Below are 13,951 nucleotides of genomic sequence, written 5' to 3'. Positions count from 1 at the left end.
TGCCCCATCCTTGTGGGTTGAACGGGAAGGTTAACGGAAGGACCTTTTTTGTGTTGCAATGCCGCGTTGTGAAAAATGCAATGAGGTGGAGAGTGGCGTTGAATATGTTGGGGGAACTTGAAGCCTTCGCGACCGTGGCTCGCAAGCGCAGCTTCGTCGCCGCGGCACGGACTCTGGGGCGCTCCCCCAGCGCACTGACCCGTGCCGTTCAAGCCCTGGAGGAAAGTGTGGGGCTCAAGTTGTTCCATCGCTCGTCCAATGCCGTGACCTTGACCGAAGCGGGTGAATGCTTATTGCCCCACGCGCACAAAATGCTCGATCTGCAACGTGAGGTGGATGAAGACCTGGCCGGTCTCAGCGGCCTGGCCTCTGGCTGGATCCGTTTTTCCGCCCCCGAGGTTCTCGGACACGGGGTATTGCCCCGGTTGATCGCACAGTACTGCGAGCGTTATCCGGACGTTAACATCGATGTGATTTTCACCGATGAGATCATCGACCCGGCCAAGAGCAAGCTGGACTTCTCGATTCGCGGTGCGTTCCCACAATCCAGCGACTTGATCGGCTTTGCGCTCTGGAGTTACTCACGTTATCTGTATGCCAGCCCCGACTACCTGGAGCGCAACGGCATGCCCGACTCCATCGAGGCACTGGAGTCGCATTCGCTGATCCTGCATACGGCGCCACGGATTCTCAAGGAGTGGAATTTTCGCAGTGAAGAGCAGGCCATCAGCTTTCGGGTGCATCCAAAATTTCGTTTCAGCTCCGGCCTGGCGGTATTCCAGGCAGCCCTGGCGGGCGTCGGGATCGCCCGCTTGGCAGATTGGATGGCGGAGCCCGAAGTGGATGCGGGACGCCTGTTTCGGGTTTGTCCTGAGTACAAGCTCACCTCCAGCAACGGTGAGAGCCCACAGATGCACGCGGTGTACCCGGCCGGAAATTTGCCAATGCGGGTGAAGGCCTTGATGGAAATGATCCGCGGCTTAGGTGAAAGCCTCGAATGTAAACGCGGCTCAGCACTAATATGAGGTTACGGGGCGTTCAGCCGTGTCCGCTCACTCTGCAGTTGATCAGACCTGACACGCTGAACCCCACCCTCGGCTACCGCAGACGAGCATCGACAAGATGCTACACCGAGGATTTTGTATTAGAAACTCCTTGGCGCGACGCAGTCACCGATGTTCCGCTGCCAACATTGATCTGAATTGAGAAGTGGTCTCGGAAGATAGCCCGGCAGCTTCGAACACTGCGCAGGTGAAGCTAACGGGTGCAGGGCCTGGAGCAGTTATGATGCGGTCTGCAACCACAGCTACTGGGCTGCTTCGATAAAGCGTGCCCCCCTCATAACCCATGGCATTCTGTTGCAGGAAATCGGCGCTGTTCGAGGTATGAGGAACGGTGTCGAGAAGGCTGGCCCTGGCAAGTGCCAGCGTTCCCCCACAGATACCGGCAATTGTCGCTCCACTTGCACGACTAGCATGAAGAAACTCTCGGATATCAGGTGCTTCTGCACGTTCCCAGACCATTCCTCCAATCACGACTACAACGTCCGGTTTCCAGTCCAGACATTGTTGCAAACTGCTCTCGACCGTTACCGCCAATCCACCCTGCGAGCGAAACTGCCCCGTAGCAGAAGCGAAAAACCTGACGTCGATCCCGTAAAACGGAGACGCAGTTCCAGCAATGAAAGCGTATTCCCAGTCCGCAAAACCGGGTGTCAGTATCAATCCCACACGTGCCATCAGTCAGAATCCTCCATGAATACCAATAACATATGGCGACGACACACATACATCAAGGGCAGCTAGGGGTCGATAGCTGCCACTGGCGTACCCACGGCCCACACATCAAGATCCCCAGAGAACTCAGAAGGGTTTCGCGCCCGATCAGAGAGAATTGACCTCAATGGAAATTCAACGGATCACGCATCTGCCGCCACAAATCCTCGACCTTGAGAAAACCGCGGTTGCAGAAGGCTTCAGGTTTCTCACCCGACTGACTTCAGAATGGCAGTCAGGCACCAATCGCTTCGATGGGCCTGGCGAATGCCTCATGGCAGCGTATCTGAACCAGCAGCTTGTAGGCATTGGAGGTCTGTCTGTTGATCCGTTCACGCATGACCGTACGGGAAGGCTGCGACGTGTGTATGTGGCGCCGTTATCACGTGGGCAACAGGTTGGCCGGAGATTGGTTAGCGCGTTGCTTGCCCACGCCGCATTGCATTTTGAAAGTGTGCGTCTCTACACCGATACCCCCGATGGGAGCACTTTTTACCTGCGCTGCGGCTTCATTCGAACAGAAGACGCTGACGCGACCCACATCGTGCTGATCACAAACCTCTAAGTTTTTCGGCTATCGGCCAAAAGCGGACTGTTACGCAGGGTTAGGAGCCCTCTTTGAAGCCTGAAGGCGTCTACAGAAGAAGGCGCGGCTCAGAGAAGCCTGAATGTAAATGCAGGACCTGATGATTACGTTATTGTCAAAGATCAGCACGTGTCTTGAGAAAGTTCAGGTAACGGGCGTCCTCTGCAGCGAAAATCTCTGGGCCAGCTCCCATGTATGCACGCATAAGTTCTTCTACTGCGAGGTCATTTTGCGCATCATCCAGTAGAACCTGTCCAAGGCGCAGATGCAAAAAGGGGTTCCCAAGACCACCAGGGCACGTCATTGCGTACTGCAAAGCCTCGCGTGCTGAGGTGGTAAACCCTGATAGGAAGCAAGCGTCAGCGATAGCCGCCAAGATCCAGGTTGCAGCCTCCCAATCATTTTTGGGGGAAGGGATCAATTCCCAAGCGTTATTATATTGGGCTACCGCTTCTTCAAAGCGGCCTGACTCAGCCAGTAGGTCTCCGTCACTGCTGAATTTCTTTATTTGCGCGTGCAGATCCGGACTTAACTCTTCATTTCCATTCTTCATTATCCGCTCCGTAGATTCGAGAAAAAGTGAGCTAAACTTACCTTGGTTTCGCTGGTTTTTGTAGGCGTCTCGATATCTTCCACGAGACTTTGTATTGCCCATCACCAGACTTGCTTGAGCTTAGTTTGATGCCACCACCTTGGACGGGCTCTTTTTGGTGGATTGCAGCCGTTCACAGCCATAATATTAATTATGCGAGCACAACGACGTCAGGAAGTTAAAACTCCAATACATCATCGAATGGAATGAACAAAGCTGAAGCGGACATCACGAATAGGCTAGCGATATCCAACGCATCTTCAACATTTTTAAGCTCAGGCGTTGGGTACTCGTGCTCGAGAATATTTCGCATGTCGACGACTTTACGCAAGAGACTTGGCGCCAACAACCCAAGCGCCCTCAGCCGTTCGATCTTCTTCGGCACGTTCTGAATCGCCCCAGATGTACTAGACAACCCGTTGGCTGCTTTGGACTGCCCCCTGCACCGGAGACATCTCCAGCCTATGCTCCTGGCCAACGGCCGTCTTGGTCCTTTTCAGCCGGTCACGAAAGGCAGAAAACGGCCATTAGTCGCCGTTCGTCACTGTCAGGTATCGGCCGATTCTGTTGAAAAAGTAGCTCCCCTGGCTGGCCTCCGGCAAAATCTCCGCATTGGCCAGCAGGGAAGCACGCAACATGATGGGACAGTTATCGAGTGGGCAGGAGCGGCTGTTTTACTCGTTCAACCTTGAAGATCACATCCCAGCCACTCACCTTCTACGCAACATTGATTGGTGTCTTGATCTGAGCGACCTGCGCCATTACCTCGCCGATTTCTATAGCCCGATTGGGCGTCCGTCGATTGATCCTGAACTGATGATCCGCATGCTGATCGTCGGCTACTGCTATGGCATCCGCTCCGAACGGCGGTTGTGCGAAGAGGCCCATTTGAACCTGGCGTATCGCTGGTTCTGCCGGTTGAGCCTTGAAGATGAAGTACCCAATCACTCGACGTTTTCCAAAAATCGACACGGCCGTTTTCGGGACAGTGATCTGTTTCGCTGGTTGTTCAATGAAGTGCTGCGTCGCTGCATGGACGCCGGTCTGGTCAAGGGCGAAGGCTTTGCAGTGGACGCCAGCATTATCAAAGCAGATGCGAGTCGGCAGCGCGGCGTACCGGGAGATGAACAGGTCAACTGGAGCGATCCATCTCTGAGCACCCGCGCCGTGCGTGAGTACCTTGAGGCACTCGATGAAGAGGCTCTGGCCGAAACGCTACCGAAGCGCCTGTCGCTGACTGATCCTCAAGCCCGCTGGACCGCTGCTCCAGGAGGCCCAGCTTTCTACGCTTACTCCACGAATTATCTGATCGATACAGAGTACGGCGTGATCATGGATGTGGAACCCACACCGGCTCATCGAACCGCAGAAGTCGATTGTACCAAGACGATGATTGATCGGGTCGAAACGCAGTTCGACATCAAGCCGGAACGCCTCATTGGCGACACCGCTTACGGTACAGCGCCGATGCTGGCCTGGATGGTGGAGGAAAAGGACATCGAGCCGCATGTGCCGGTATGGGACAAAACCGAGCGCAAGAACGACAGTTTCTCGAGCAACGATTTCCACTGGCATGAAGAGACTGAGGAATACTGCTGCCCGGCCGGCAACCCATTGCGCAGCGAATGGCGAGCCTTCAAGAATGAGCGTTCACATGTCACCAAAGCCAACACCATCATCTTCCGATCCCGGCAGACCGACTGCGCTACGTGTCCGATGAAAGCCAAGTGCTGCCCGAACACTTCGTTCCGCAAGATCGCTCGCAGCGTCCATGAAGCCGCTCGCGATGTGGCTCGGCGCATTGCAGCAACGCCGGCATATCAGCGCTCTCGCCACGAACGTAAAAAGGTCGAAATGTTGTTTGCCCACCTCAAGCGCATCCTGAAATTGGATCGCCTGAGACTACGTGGCATGAGTGGTGCGACGGATGAATTCACGCTGGCCGCTGCGGTGCAGAACCTGCGACGGCTGGCCAAATTTTCATCTCAAGGGCCACCAGTCACGGGATAGGTGCGCCTGCACCAAGCAAAAAACCTCAAATTAACCCAATAACAGAGCAGCAAAGGTCACCGAAGGGCCGAAAAACCACTCAATGTGGTGAGTAGGTTCTCCGGTGGTGGTCGTGCCTGAGTTCAGGCGATCTGAAAATCCGACTTTTTCAACAGAATCGGCCTAAAGCGGTCAGTGTGTCTAAAAAGACAGGGGCGATTCAGAATTATCCAGAGGCCGGACGCCATCATCGAAAACGACGTTCCGCTTTCGAAACTTCGTTCCTTCGATACAGTGCGGTTTTCTGATCCTGTCCATGCGGAAATGCCGGAAATCTTCACGTGCAGGATCCCAGGCCACCAGATACCAGAGGGGCGGCAGAATCAACATCGCTTGCGGCTCAACCACACGTGTGCTGCTTTCACCTTTCGCATCGCGGTAATTGAACCGCAGATGCAGGCGCTGAAGAAACGCTGCCTCGAACTCCGGAAGCAAGGCAGGGTCCATTGTTCCGATATTGGATCTCTCCACCTGCGGGGCAAGTTCTCCAATATACAGGCAGTCCAGAAAATGCCGCAGATCCCGAATCTTGTCTGACGGCAGTGCCTTTTCAATCTTTGCAAGCCCGGTATCTGCAACGCTTGAAAATGGTAGATTTCCCGCCGCGCGCATAGATGCCACGCTAATCAAAAGCGCAAAAACCTCGATCACTGATAAACGTGGCGCGGTCTGAACTGAACGAGGGTCAAGCTGCAGCCCGCCGCCGCGACCAGGTTCAGAGCGAATGACAAAACCCTGCTCTCGCAACGCGTTAATGTCACGTAGCAGCGTGCTGCGGGATGCCCCTACCTGCCCTGCGAGCTCGGCAATGGTTGATGATCCGTTGCGACGGAGGCTGCGTATGATGGCTTCTTGTCGAAGGCGAACATTCATCTTCTTTGGATCAATAATCAAAGGTGTCAGATTTTGACACCTTTACCTCATAGTTTACGAGTGTCGACGCCAGCTTGATGTCTGACTCGAGCCCTCGGACCTACCGGCATTAAGTGCTGCGCCGCTACCTGGTCGCCCATCCAAACCCAAAAGGAAGATAAATGCTTACCTCCAACGGCTTTCCCCAGCCCACCTTGATCTCGGTAAACGGTGTTGAATTGGAAGTGTTTGAAGCCGGAAAAGAAAACTTTGGAAACCCGATCGTACTTTGTCACGGCTGGCCGGCGCATGCCTTTTGCTGGCGGTATCAATTGCCAGCGCTTGCGACCGCTGGCTATCACGTCATCGTGCCGAACCAGCGTGGGTATGGCAATTCTGCACGGCCGACTGATGTGACCGCATATGACCTCGCGCATTTGACTGGCGACCTTGTCGCGCTGCTTGATCACTTCGGATACGACGATGCCGTCTTTGTCGGCCATGATTGGGGCGCCAATGTTGTCTGGGGAACGGCGCTACTGCATCCAAACCGAGTGAGCAAGCTCATCGCGCTCGCACTTCCGTATCAGGAACGGGGTGACATCCCGTGGGTGGAGTTGATTGAAAGCTTCATGGGGCCTGATAACTACATGGTGCATTTCAATCGGTACCCCGGAGTGGCGGATGCGATCCTGGATCAAAACAGGCAACAGTTCCTTCGAAATCTGTATCGCAAGAACGAACAAACACAAGCACCAGAACTAGGAATGGCAATGATCAACTTGGCTGAGGCTGAGGCTGATACCGGAGAGCCGCTCATGACAGATACCGATTTGTCTGTCCTCGACGCCGCGTTTGAGATCTCTGGCTTCACGAGCAGCATCAACTGGTATCGAAATCTGGACCGCAACTGGCATCTCTTGGCGGGCGTTGACCCGATTGTTCATCACCCCGCTCTAATGATCTACGGGGACCGCGATACGATACCAAAGTCCCCAAATCTAAGTGACTTTGTGCCAAACGTCGAGGTTGTCAGCCTGGACACAGGCCACTGGATTCAGGAAGAAAAGCCAAAAGAGACAACCGAGACAATTCTGGACTGGTTAAAGAAGACGTCTGCAAGCTGACCCTCAAAAGAGCAACGACTCATTTGCGCCCTCTTTCTTGAATAGAGGGCGCATACGAACGCTGAAGGAAAAACGATGGAAGAGTCGACCTTTTTCGTCACTCCATCGCCTCGAAGTGAGTCGCTTCTGATTTTGTAGACACTCAATGGGCTAATGGCCGATTTCTTCTGGTCTCCAGCGGCATCTATGGGTCGCAAGCCGCCCCCCACAAATAGCCTTCAACCAATCAAGCCCATTCACAACCTGCAGGCCAGACACCCATCCCATTGCTCCCATCAGGCAGACCACACTACCGCGTTTTTCACTACTTGCCCCTCCGCGCCCCCTCCCCCGGAAAGCTGATCTGCCACCACCGCCTAGATCCGATGATGTTCCAGCAAAAAGTCCACAAACAACCGCACCCGCGCAGGCATTGCCGAGCCGCCTACGAACACCGCATGAATCGGTTCCCGGTCGCCGGGGTTCCAGGCTTGCAGCAGTGGTATCAGGTCGCCGCGCTGCAGATCCTCGTTTACGGTGAACTCGCCGATACGCGCAATGCCGGCACCGACTCGCGCAAGTTGTGCCAGCGCTTCACCGCTGCTGCATTCGATATTGCCGCTGACCTTCAGGGAAAATTCTTTCCCGTCGCGGATGAACGGCCAGTTAGGCTCGGCACGCCGGAAGTTGAAACCCAGGCAGTTGTGCCGGAGCAGGTCTTCCGGTTCCTGGGGGGTGCCGTGGCGCTGTAGATACTCGGGCGATGCCACCACGACCTCACCGGTGTCGCCGAGCCTGCGTGCGGTCAGCGGGCTGTCGGGCAGATGGCCAAAGCGTATTGCTACGTCGGCTTGGCCGCCAAGAATGTCGACCACTTCGTCGCCAAGGTTGAGGTCGACGACGATGTTCGGGTACTGCGCGCTGAATGCCGCCACCAAGGGAACGATGGTCTGCCGCCCATGGCCAAGGGCGGCGCTGACCCGTAATCGGCCCCTGGGCACGCCCTGGTCGGCGATGGCCTCTTCCATCTCGTTCATGTCCGACAGAATACGTCGGGCACCTCGCAGGAACGCCTCGCCCTCGGCGGTGAAGATGATCGCGCGAGTGGTGCGCAACAGCAGCCGGGTGCCAAGGCGTAGTTCGGTACGCGCGATGATCCGGCTGACCGCCGAGGGTGTCAGCCCCAATGCACGGGCGGCCGCCGAGAGGCTGCCCTCCTGCGCCACGCTGGCGAACACAAGCATTTCACCGGATCTGCCGTTGAAGTCCATTTGTGCCTCTTGCGCAAAGGTGATTGCCAAAAATGCTATCTACCGCCTCAGATGGCTGGATCGTAGCATTGGCGGCATAGATAAGGAGCCTTTCATGCGTATCAATCCACCCCTCGTTGCACTCGCCATGGGTGCCTTTGGCATCGGCGTTACCGAGTTCGCCCCCATGGGCATGTTGCCGAGCATTGCGGCGGACCTCGGCGTTTCGATTCCTGCTGCGGGCCTGTTGGTGAGCGCTTACGCCCTGGGCGTACTGCTCGGCGCGCCACTGATGACCCTGACCACCGGCAGGATTCCCCGGCGCTACCTGCTGATAGGGCTTATGGCGATTTTCACCCTGGGCAATCTGATGTCAGCCCTGGCGACCGATTACTACAGCCTCATGGTCGCCAGGGTGGTGACCTCACTGAACCACGGCGCGTTTTTTGGCGTGGGCTCCATCGTCGCCGCCAGCGTGGTCGCCCCAGAGAAACGCGCCGGCGCGGTGGCGGCAATGTTTATGGGCCTCACCCTGGCGACCATCGGCGGTGTGCCGCTGGCTGCCTGGTTTGGCGAACTGTTCGGTTGGCGCACCGCGTTCTGGGGCATTACCGGCCTCGGCGTGGTGGCCATGGCCGCATTGTGGTTCGCCCTGCCCAACCTGAAGGCGCCGCCAAGCGTCGGAGTAATGGCCGAAATTCGCGTACTGGGCCGTGGCCCGGTGCTGGGTGCGTTGGCCCTCACCGTCGTCGGCTCGGGTGCCATGTTTACCGTCTTCACCTACATCGCGCCGATCCTCAGCAGCGAGACCCACGCGTCCACCGCCTACATCACCGCGATGCTGGTGCTGTTCGGCGTGGGGCTCACACTGGGCAACATGTGGGGTGGCAAGGCTGCCGACCGCTCGATAGATCGTACCCTGATCGTATCGTTGAGCGTGCTGATTGCCGTCTTGCTGGCGTTCACCGTACTGATGCGCTGGCCGTTGCCAGCTGCCGTGGCCATCCTGATATGGGGCATCGCCAGCTTCGCCCTGGTACCGCCGCTGCAGATGCGCGTGATGGAAGCCGCCAAGGACGCCCCCAACCTGGCCTCGGCGGTGAACATTGGCGCCTTCAACTTCGGCAACGCGATTGGTGCGGCACTGGGCGGCGCGGTGATCAACGCCGGGTTGGGTTATCCGGCGATTTCCCTGGCTGGAGCGGCAATGGCGGGGCTGGGGTTGTTGATGGTGCTGGGGTTTGCCTGGCGGTCGAGGGCGGTGGCGGCAGCGGTGGTGTGAGGAGGATGTGAGCCATCCCCGGAGGATGCCGTCCCTAGGCGCCGCTACCCGTCAAAGACGGTGGATTTTAATCTGGAGTCCTTCATCCTCGTCCGGGGCCCGAAAGTAGCTAGTGATCAGATCGAACTCAGCATCTGTCGCCGCAAACTCATGGTCGGCGCGGCGGTTGCGGATATGCAACCTGCCTCGACAGGTCTCATCGTCCACCTCAAGGTAGTGGACACAATGGGCAACCCCGGCTGAGTCAGCGAGGCCGCGCAACCATTGTCGATCTTCAGGGGTGTTGGCGGGAAAATCCAAGACCACTGTCACGCCAGTATTCAGCACATCGACGACGAGCGGGCCCACCACCTCTCTAATCTGGCGCGACAGGCGCACGTAATCGGTTACTGACTTGATCTGATTAGGGTAAAGCCGTGACAGCCAATGATCCTCACTCAGCAGAATCGCCGACTGTTCGGCTGCCAAACTTTTGGCCAGCGTTGATTTGCCGGATGCAATCTTGCCTGAGATCAGATGAAGCACGGGTTTGGGCATAGGGGACGTCTCCTTGTCGAACCCTGATGATGCTCATACAAAAGCGTCGAAGCAACTACAGATACCTCACTTCGGGTCGAATCGGCTAGTCGCCAGCATCGGCCAGAGTGGTTGCCGTATTCGGTGCGGCGAAGACGCACTGCGCTTATCTCTTGGCCATCCGTTACAGATCGGGTACGGCAAATACAGGATGCCGTCGACGGGCTGAACCACACACCGTCGGTCATGTGAACGTGTGTTGGATATACGCTTACTTTTTTTGAGCGCAGATATCAGGTTTTCAGGTGCAGCACAAATGCACCGCCCAGTACCAGAACAACGCCCAGCACCTGCACCTTTCCCAGTCGTTCCTTGAAAAACACATAACCCAAAATTGCCGCGATACCGCCCGACAATGTGCTGATTACTGTCACCACCGAAACTGATCCCGACACCGCTCCATAAGCGAACGCCGAAAAACCACCTAGGTTCATCAGGCTCACACCCGTTAGCGCCATGCAGTTTTTTAAGGGCGGAAATTTCAACCCTTCCTTGATCTTCAAAACCATAACGAACATTACAATCAGCCCGACCAGATAGGCCAGCCAAAGCATGGTCACTGGTCCAAGGACGGGGAGAACGAAATGCCCCTGCAACCAAAAACTGGTGCCGAAGAACACTGCCGCCAGTAACGCAAAGGAAATTGAACTACTGGCCTGCGTGGTGTGTGGCACTTTCGAGTCAGAGTGAATGCTGGAGAGAATTACTCCGAGCACGCACAAGGCGATGCACAGCAACTGGATTAGACTGATCTGCTCACCGCCAGCCCATGACAGCAATGTCGTAACCACACCGTAGGACGTCACCAGCGGCGCAACGATAGAAGCTTTGCCAAGTGCGAACGCTTTGGACAGGGCCAAGGCGCCGAACACAGTCAAAACGGCAGCGGCGATGCCGATGAGCCATATATCGAATGGTGCTGCCATGGATTTAAGAATGAAGGTCGGGAAAACGATCAGCAGTATGCTCATGATGGCAAAACCCATCGTCTGACCGAAAAACACGGCGCGTTTGACGCCGACTGCGCGAGCGTTTAGGCCCACTAAAAAATCTGTACCGCCCCAGAGTAAGGCAGCCAGCAACCCCATTAGTACATCCACGTTTTGTCCTTATAGATGCTCGCTTTGCACATCGAGAGTCCTTCAGACTCCTAAGTGTTCCAGCGTTGGGCCCTCATGGCCTTGTAGAGTATGCCGATGGTCATCGGGATATTGTCGCCTCGACCCTTGGCCCTACTTTTGAGCAACAGATCATAGCCTTCAGGTTGTAAGTAGCGATAGGCGTCGTAGCCCCCCAAAAATCGAATGCAAACATTTCTACCAATCCTTTCATCAAATACCTCGCCTCGGCACCGTCCGAGACCACTTCGAAGATCGAGGCTTTGTTGTTCTCTACACCGCTTCAACCACTTTGTGACATGGCCACCTGCAACGCATCACTGAACTTGGTGGGATGCTTGATATTTGGCGTTGTTAGCGGTGTGCGCCCAATGGCGATGACCGTCACCTGTCGGCTTTCGGGATTTAGGAATTGCTGGCGCAAAGATGCGTGGGGTTTACAGAGGCCGCAAGAAAAAACCGTCCAACAATCTGGTGGTAAGCTGAATTGACCGCGCCTGCGCTGGAGATAGTAAATCTAAACTAGCGCGTAACTTTGAAATCAGTCGCCAGACACTTTATCGGTACTTGAGATCTACTCAGGGGACTCCTCAGTCACATCCCGAATCGGCACCCACTTAGTGATTTTTAGAATTCGCCAGTATGTGTTCTTTGGTCTCCTGGTCGATGATAGTGCGCAGCACCTCAAACAACGGCGCGGCATCTGTGTATTTTTTGCCATAGGCAAGATTGAATTCGTAATCGAAGCCCGTTGGGTTCTTGCCTTGGTTGTGCTGCAGCATCGTTTCCAACTTATCCAGCGCCTTGACGGCTACGGCCTCTGGCGACGAAGCATTTTCATAGTCATCCCAAAGCGCCAGTATCTCGGCCTTCAACGGTTCATCCAGGGCACTGGTCAAGAGCAGGAGATCGTTTCTCTCTTGCTCGCTCTTGTTGGGAAACGAATCTTGATTGACGGCGGGAACATCTCCGTTAATGGCCTCCCCCAAGTCGTGGATAACACACATCTTGAGCATTTTCAGCCGATCGAGATCAGTCAGGTAGTCCCCAAAGACAATGGCCATCAGGCAAAGGCGCCAGCTATGCTCCGCCGTGCTTTCGGTGCGCCCGCAAGAGGTGTGCGCGCTTCTAAGCACGTCTTTGAGCTTTTCCGCCTCGCGTAGAAATTCGAGGCGCCCTTTGATTTTTTCGATGTCCATGAAAACCTCTGATTCAGTCGGCGAACCGAATACCGCTCACCTTGTTCACGCCAGACTAAATCTCAAGATGTTCAGCGTCCACGCATAAAATATGCAGGGCGATGCCGTCAGAGCGACTCGACCAAGCGCGCTGTTGTTCCGTCGCACAGGGGCATACGCGTCCAACGACACAGGCTTTGGCTGATCGGAACGATGGACGAATTATTGTCACCCGTCAGAAACTCCAGCGCGGGGGGTGCAAAGGCTTCCCGCCAGCCCAATTTATCCAGGGCGAGCTCGGTGCTGATGATATTGGGCGTAGCGAAGCGCCATAGCGAGCGACCCAGCAGTTCACTGACCGGACTCGTGAACTGGGCGGCGCGCGAAGGAGAACAAGCAAGCAGACGGTGCGTCAAATCACACATGAGATGAACAGGACGCGAGCTTTCCCGCACCATTCGTCCCAGCGCTTTATCCGCCGCGGTGGTGAGACGAGCGGCCAGCAATTGCTCAAGCTTTTTGTGCGCGAGAGGATCCAACTCGAGTACGCCACTCTCCCAGCGAGAGATAGTCGATTGAGTGACGTTAAACAGCTCCGCGGCATGGGATTGTTTGACCCGGTGTAACAGGCGCCATCGCCTGAGCATAACGCCGGGTAAGACAGGACTTAGCAACATGTCAGACATTTGGTATTACGGAAAAGTGGAAGGTCTCGCAAGTTTGCTCTGTGCGAGACCTGCATGCAAATGGGCTAAAGAGTGATCGTTTCACCTCGAAAACAGCCGCTCTGCAGCCCACTCCTGGCGCATGACACCAATCCCCGACCCAGAGCGTCTCAGCCCATCAAAGTCGAAACCGCCCCACCGACTGCGCCAACTGCCCCGCCAGCGCCGACAACTCATCCGTAGTTCCGGCCGTCTGGCCAATCACCCGTGTATTGCCTTCCGACATCCCGGCAATCATCTCGACCTGATGCGCGATCTCATTACTTGCCAGGCTCTGCTCACCAATCGTGCGGGTAATGTCGTTAACCAGCTGCGTAGTATTCAACGTCGCGTCAAGAATCTCACGGATCGCCCGCTCCACATCGGCCGTGACGGCCATGCCTTTATCCACCTGGGCCACCCCTTCTTCCATGCTGGTGACAGCCTCGCGGGTGCTTTGCTGGATACGCGTGACCATGCTGGCGATTTCCTGGGTGGAGGCGCTGGTGCGCCCTGCCAGGCTGCGCACTTCGTCAGCCACCACGGCAAAGCCGCGCCCCTGCTCGCCGGCGCGGGCGGCTTCAATGGCGGCATTGAGGGCCAGCAGGTTGGTCTGGTCGGCGATGCCCTTGATTACCTGGATAATGCTGTAGATGCCTTCGGACTCCTTGTCCAGGGTGCGGATCACCTGGGCCGAGTGTTGCGCCGAGCGAGCGATGGCGTCCATGTCGCTGACGACTTGGTGAATAACTTGCCCACCGTTTTTGGCCAGGGTTTGCGCCTGGTTGGCCATTTCCAGGGCGTGCTCGGCATGCCGGGTGATTTCTTCGATGCTGGCGGTCATTTGGCTGGTGGCGGCCGACATGGTCCCCGCTGCAGAACT

At 56.1% G+C, this 13,951-nt stretch carries 15 protein-coding genes and 2 pseudogenes; 6 read left to right on the top strand and 11 right to left on the bottom strand.

Annotation, left to right across the window (positions count from 1 at the left end):
* Nucleotides 1-92: 92 nt before the first annotated feature.
* On the top strand, nucleotides 93-1,025 hold the full coding sequence (locus HU773_RS13420) for a LysR family transcriptional regulator (protein ID WP_057959721.1): 933 nt from the start codon (nucleotides 93-95) through the stop codon (nucleotides 1,023-1,025).
* A 144-nt stretch (nucleotides 1,026-1,169) separates the two neighbouring features.
* Here the strand turns inward: HU773_RS13420 and HU773_RS13415 are convergent, their stop codons facing one another.
* A complete protein-coding gene (locus HU773_RS13415) occupies nucleotides 1,170-1,739 on the bottom strand; it encodes a DJ-1/PfpI family protein (protein ID WP_120732999.1) in 570 nt (189 codons plus the stop codon).
* Between the two features lie 163 nt (nucleotides 1,740-1,902).
* Here HU773_RS13415 and HU773_RS13410 point away from each other — a divergent pair, with 163 nt between their 5' ends.
* Nucleotides 1,903-2,340, top strand: coding sequence for a GNAT family N-acetyltransferase (locus HU773_RS13410; protein ID WP_186625706.1), 438 nt, complete (start codon nucleotides 1,903-1,905; stop codon nucleotides 2,338-2,340).
* A 136-nt stretch (nucleotides 2,341-2,476) separates the two neighbouring features.
* Here the strand turns inward: HU773_RS13410 and HU773_RS13405 are convergent, their stop codons facing one another.
* Together HU773_RS13405 and HU773_RS13400 are read right to left on the bottom strand one after the other, a co-directional pair.
* Nucleotides 2,477-2,914 carry a tetratricopeptide repeat protein gene (locus HU773_RS13405; protein WP_120732995.1) on the bottom strand — a complete coding sequence of 146 codons (438 nt, stop codon included), beginning with the start codon at nucleotides 2,912-2,914 and terminating at the stop codon, nucleotides 2,477-2,479.
* A gap of 217 nt (nucleotides 2,915-3,131) precedes the next feature.
* Complete coding sequence (locus HU773_RS13400) at nucleotides 3,132-3,338, bottom strand: hypothetical protein (protein ID WP_225923859.1); 207 nt, start codon at nucleotides 3,336-3,338, stop codon at nucleotides 3,132-3,134.
* Nucleotides 3,339-3,589: 251 nt separating this feature from the next.
* Here HU773_RS13400 and HU773_RS13395 point away from each other — a divergent pair, with 251 nt between their 5' ends.
* Nucleotides 3,590-4,963: a transposase gene (locus HU773_RS13395; protein ID WP_217883924.1), complete on the top strand. Its 1,374-nt coding sequence runs from the start codon at nucleotides 3,590-3,592 to the stop codon at nucleotides 4,961-4,963.
* 180 nt (nucleotides 4,964-5,143) lie between these two features.
* Here the strand turns inward: HU773_RS13395 and HU773_RS13390 are convergent, their stop codons facing one another.
* Complete coding sequence (locus tag HU773_RS13390; protein WP_120732990.1) at nucleotides 5,144-5,875, bottom strand: helix-turn-helix transcriptional regulator; 732 nt, start codon at nucleotides 5,873-5,875, stop codon at nucleotides 5,144-5,146.
* Between the two features lie 161 nt (nucleotides 5,876-6,036).
* On the opposite strand from HU773_RS13390, the gene HU773_RS13385 reads away from it, so the two are divergent.
* Nucleotides 6,037-6,981 carry an alpha/beta fold hydrolase gene (locus HU773_RS13385; RefSeq protein WP_120732988.1) on the top strand — a complete coding sequence of 315 codons (945 nt, stop codon included), beginning with the start codon at nucleotides 6,037-6,039 and terminating at the stop codon, nucleotides 6,979-6,981.
* A 356-nt stretch (nucleotides 6,982-7,337) separates the two neighbouring features.
* On the opposite strand, the gene HU773_RS13380 is transcribed toward HU773_RS13385, so the two are convergent.
* Nucleotides 7,338-8,231, bottom strand: coding sequence for a LysR substrate-binding domain-containing protein (locus HU773_RS13380; RefSeq protein ID WP_120732986.1), 894 nt, complete (start codon nucleotides 8,229-8,231; stop codon nucleotides 7,338-7,340).
* Between the two features lie 94 nt (nucleotides 8,232-8,325).
* Here HU773_RS13380 and HU773_RS13375 point away from each other — a divergent pair, with 94 nt between their 5' ends.
* Nucleotides 8,326-9,492, top strand: a complete 1,167-nt coding sequence (locus HU773_RS13375; RefSeq protein ID WP_186625929.1) for an MFS transporter — start codon at nucleotides 8,326-8,328, stop codon at nucleotides 9,490-9,492.
* A 51-nt stretch (nucleotides 9,493-9,543) separates the two neighbouring features.
* Here the strand turns inward: HU773_RS13375 and HU773_RS13370 are convergent.
* The 3 genes and pseudogenes from HU773_RS13370 to HU773_RS27805 form a co-directional block, all read right to left on the bottom strand.
* Nucleotides 9,544-10,032: pseudogene (locus tag HU773_RS13370) on the bottom strand (P-loop nucleotide/nucleoside kinase family protein); the annotation flags it as partial.
* 269 nt (nucleotides 10,033-10,301) lie between these two features.
* Entirely contained in the window at nucleotides 10,302-11,156 is an 855-nt protein-coding gene (locus HU773_RS13365; protein ID WP_057959726.1) for an EamA family transporter, read from the bottom strand.
* A 62-nt stretch (nucleotides 11,157-11,218) separates the two neighbouring features.
* A pseudogene (locus tag HU773_RS27805) lies at nucleotides 11,219-11,439 on the bottom strand (DUF1493 family protein); the annotation flags it as partial.
* 233 nt (nucleotides 11,440-11,672) lie between these two features.
* Here HU773_RS27805 and HU773_RS27420 point away from each other — a divergent pair.
* Nucleotides 11,673-11,807, top strand: a complete 135-nt coding sequence (locus HU773_RS27420; RefSeq protein ID WP_225923873.1) for a helix-turn-helix domain-containing protein — start codon at nucleotides 11,673-11,675, stop codon at nucleotides 11,805-11,807.
* On the opposite strand, the gene HU773_RS13355 is transcribed toward HU773_RS27420, so the two are convergent.
* From HU773_RS13355 to HU773_RS27800, 3 genes are all read right to left on the bottom strand, one after another.
* Nucleotides 11,804-12,385 carry an HD domain-containing protein gene (locus tag HU773_RS13355; RefSeq protein WP_186625930.1) on the bottom strand — a complete coding sequence of 194 codons (582 nt, stop codon included), beginning with the start codon at nucleotides 12,383-12,385 and terminating at the stop codon, nucleotides 11,804-11,806. The genes HU773_RS27420 and HU773_RS13355 overlap by 4 nt on opposite strands.
* A gap of 107 nt (nucleotides 12,386-12,492) precedes the next feature.
* On the bottom strand, nucleotides 12,493-13,050 hold the full coding sequence (locus tag HU773_RS13350) for a helix-turn-helix domain-containing protein (RefSeq protein ID WP_057959728.1): 558 nt from the start codon (nucleotides 13,048-13,050) through the stop codon (nucleotides 12,493-12,495).
* Between the two features lie 157 nt (nucleotides 13,051-13,207).
* Entirely contained in the window at nucleotides 13,208-13,933 is a 726-nt protein-coding gene (locus HU773_RS27800) for a methyl-accepting chemotaxis protein (protein ID WP_374068045.1), read from the bottom strand.
* Nucleotides 13,934-13,951 lie beyond the last annotated feature (18 nt).

The sequence above is a fragment of the Pseudomonas shahriarae genome (assembly GCF_014268455.2).
GTDB lineage: Bacteria > Pseudomonadota > Gammaproteobacteria > Pseudomonadales > Pseudomonadaceae > Aquipseudomonas > Aquipseudomonas shahriarae.
Note: the sequence above shows the minus strand (reverse complement) of the source record. Positions and strands in the feature narration are given on the sequence as shown.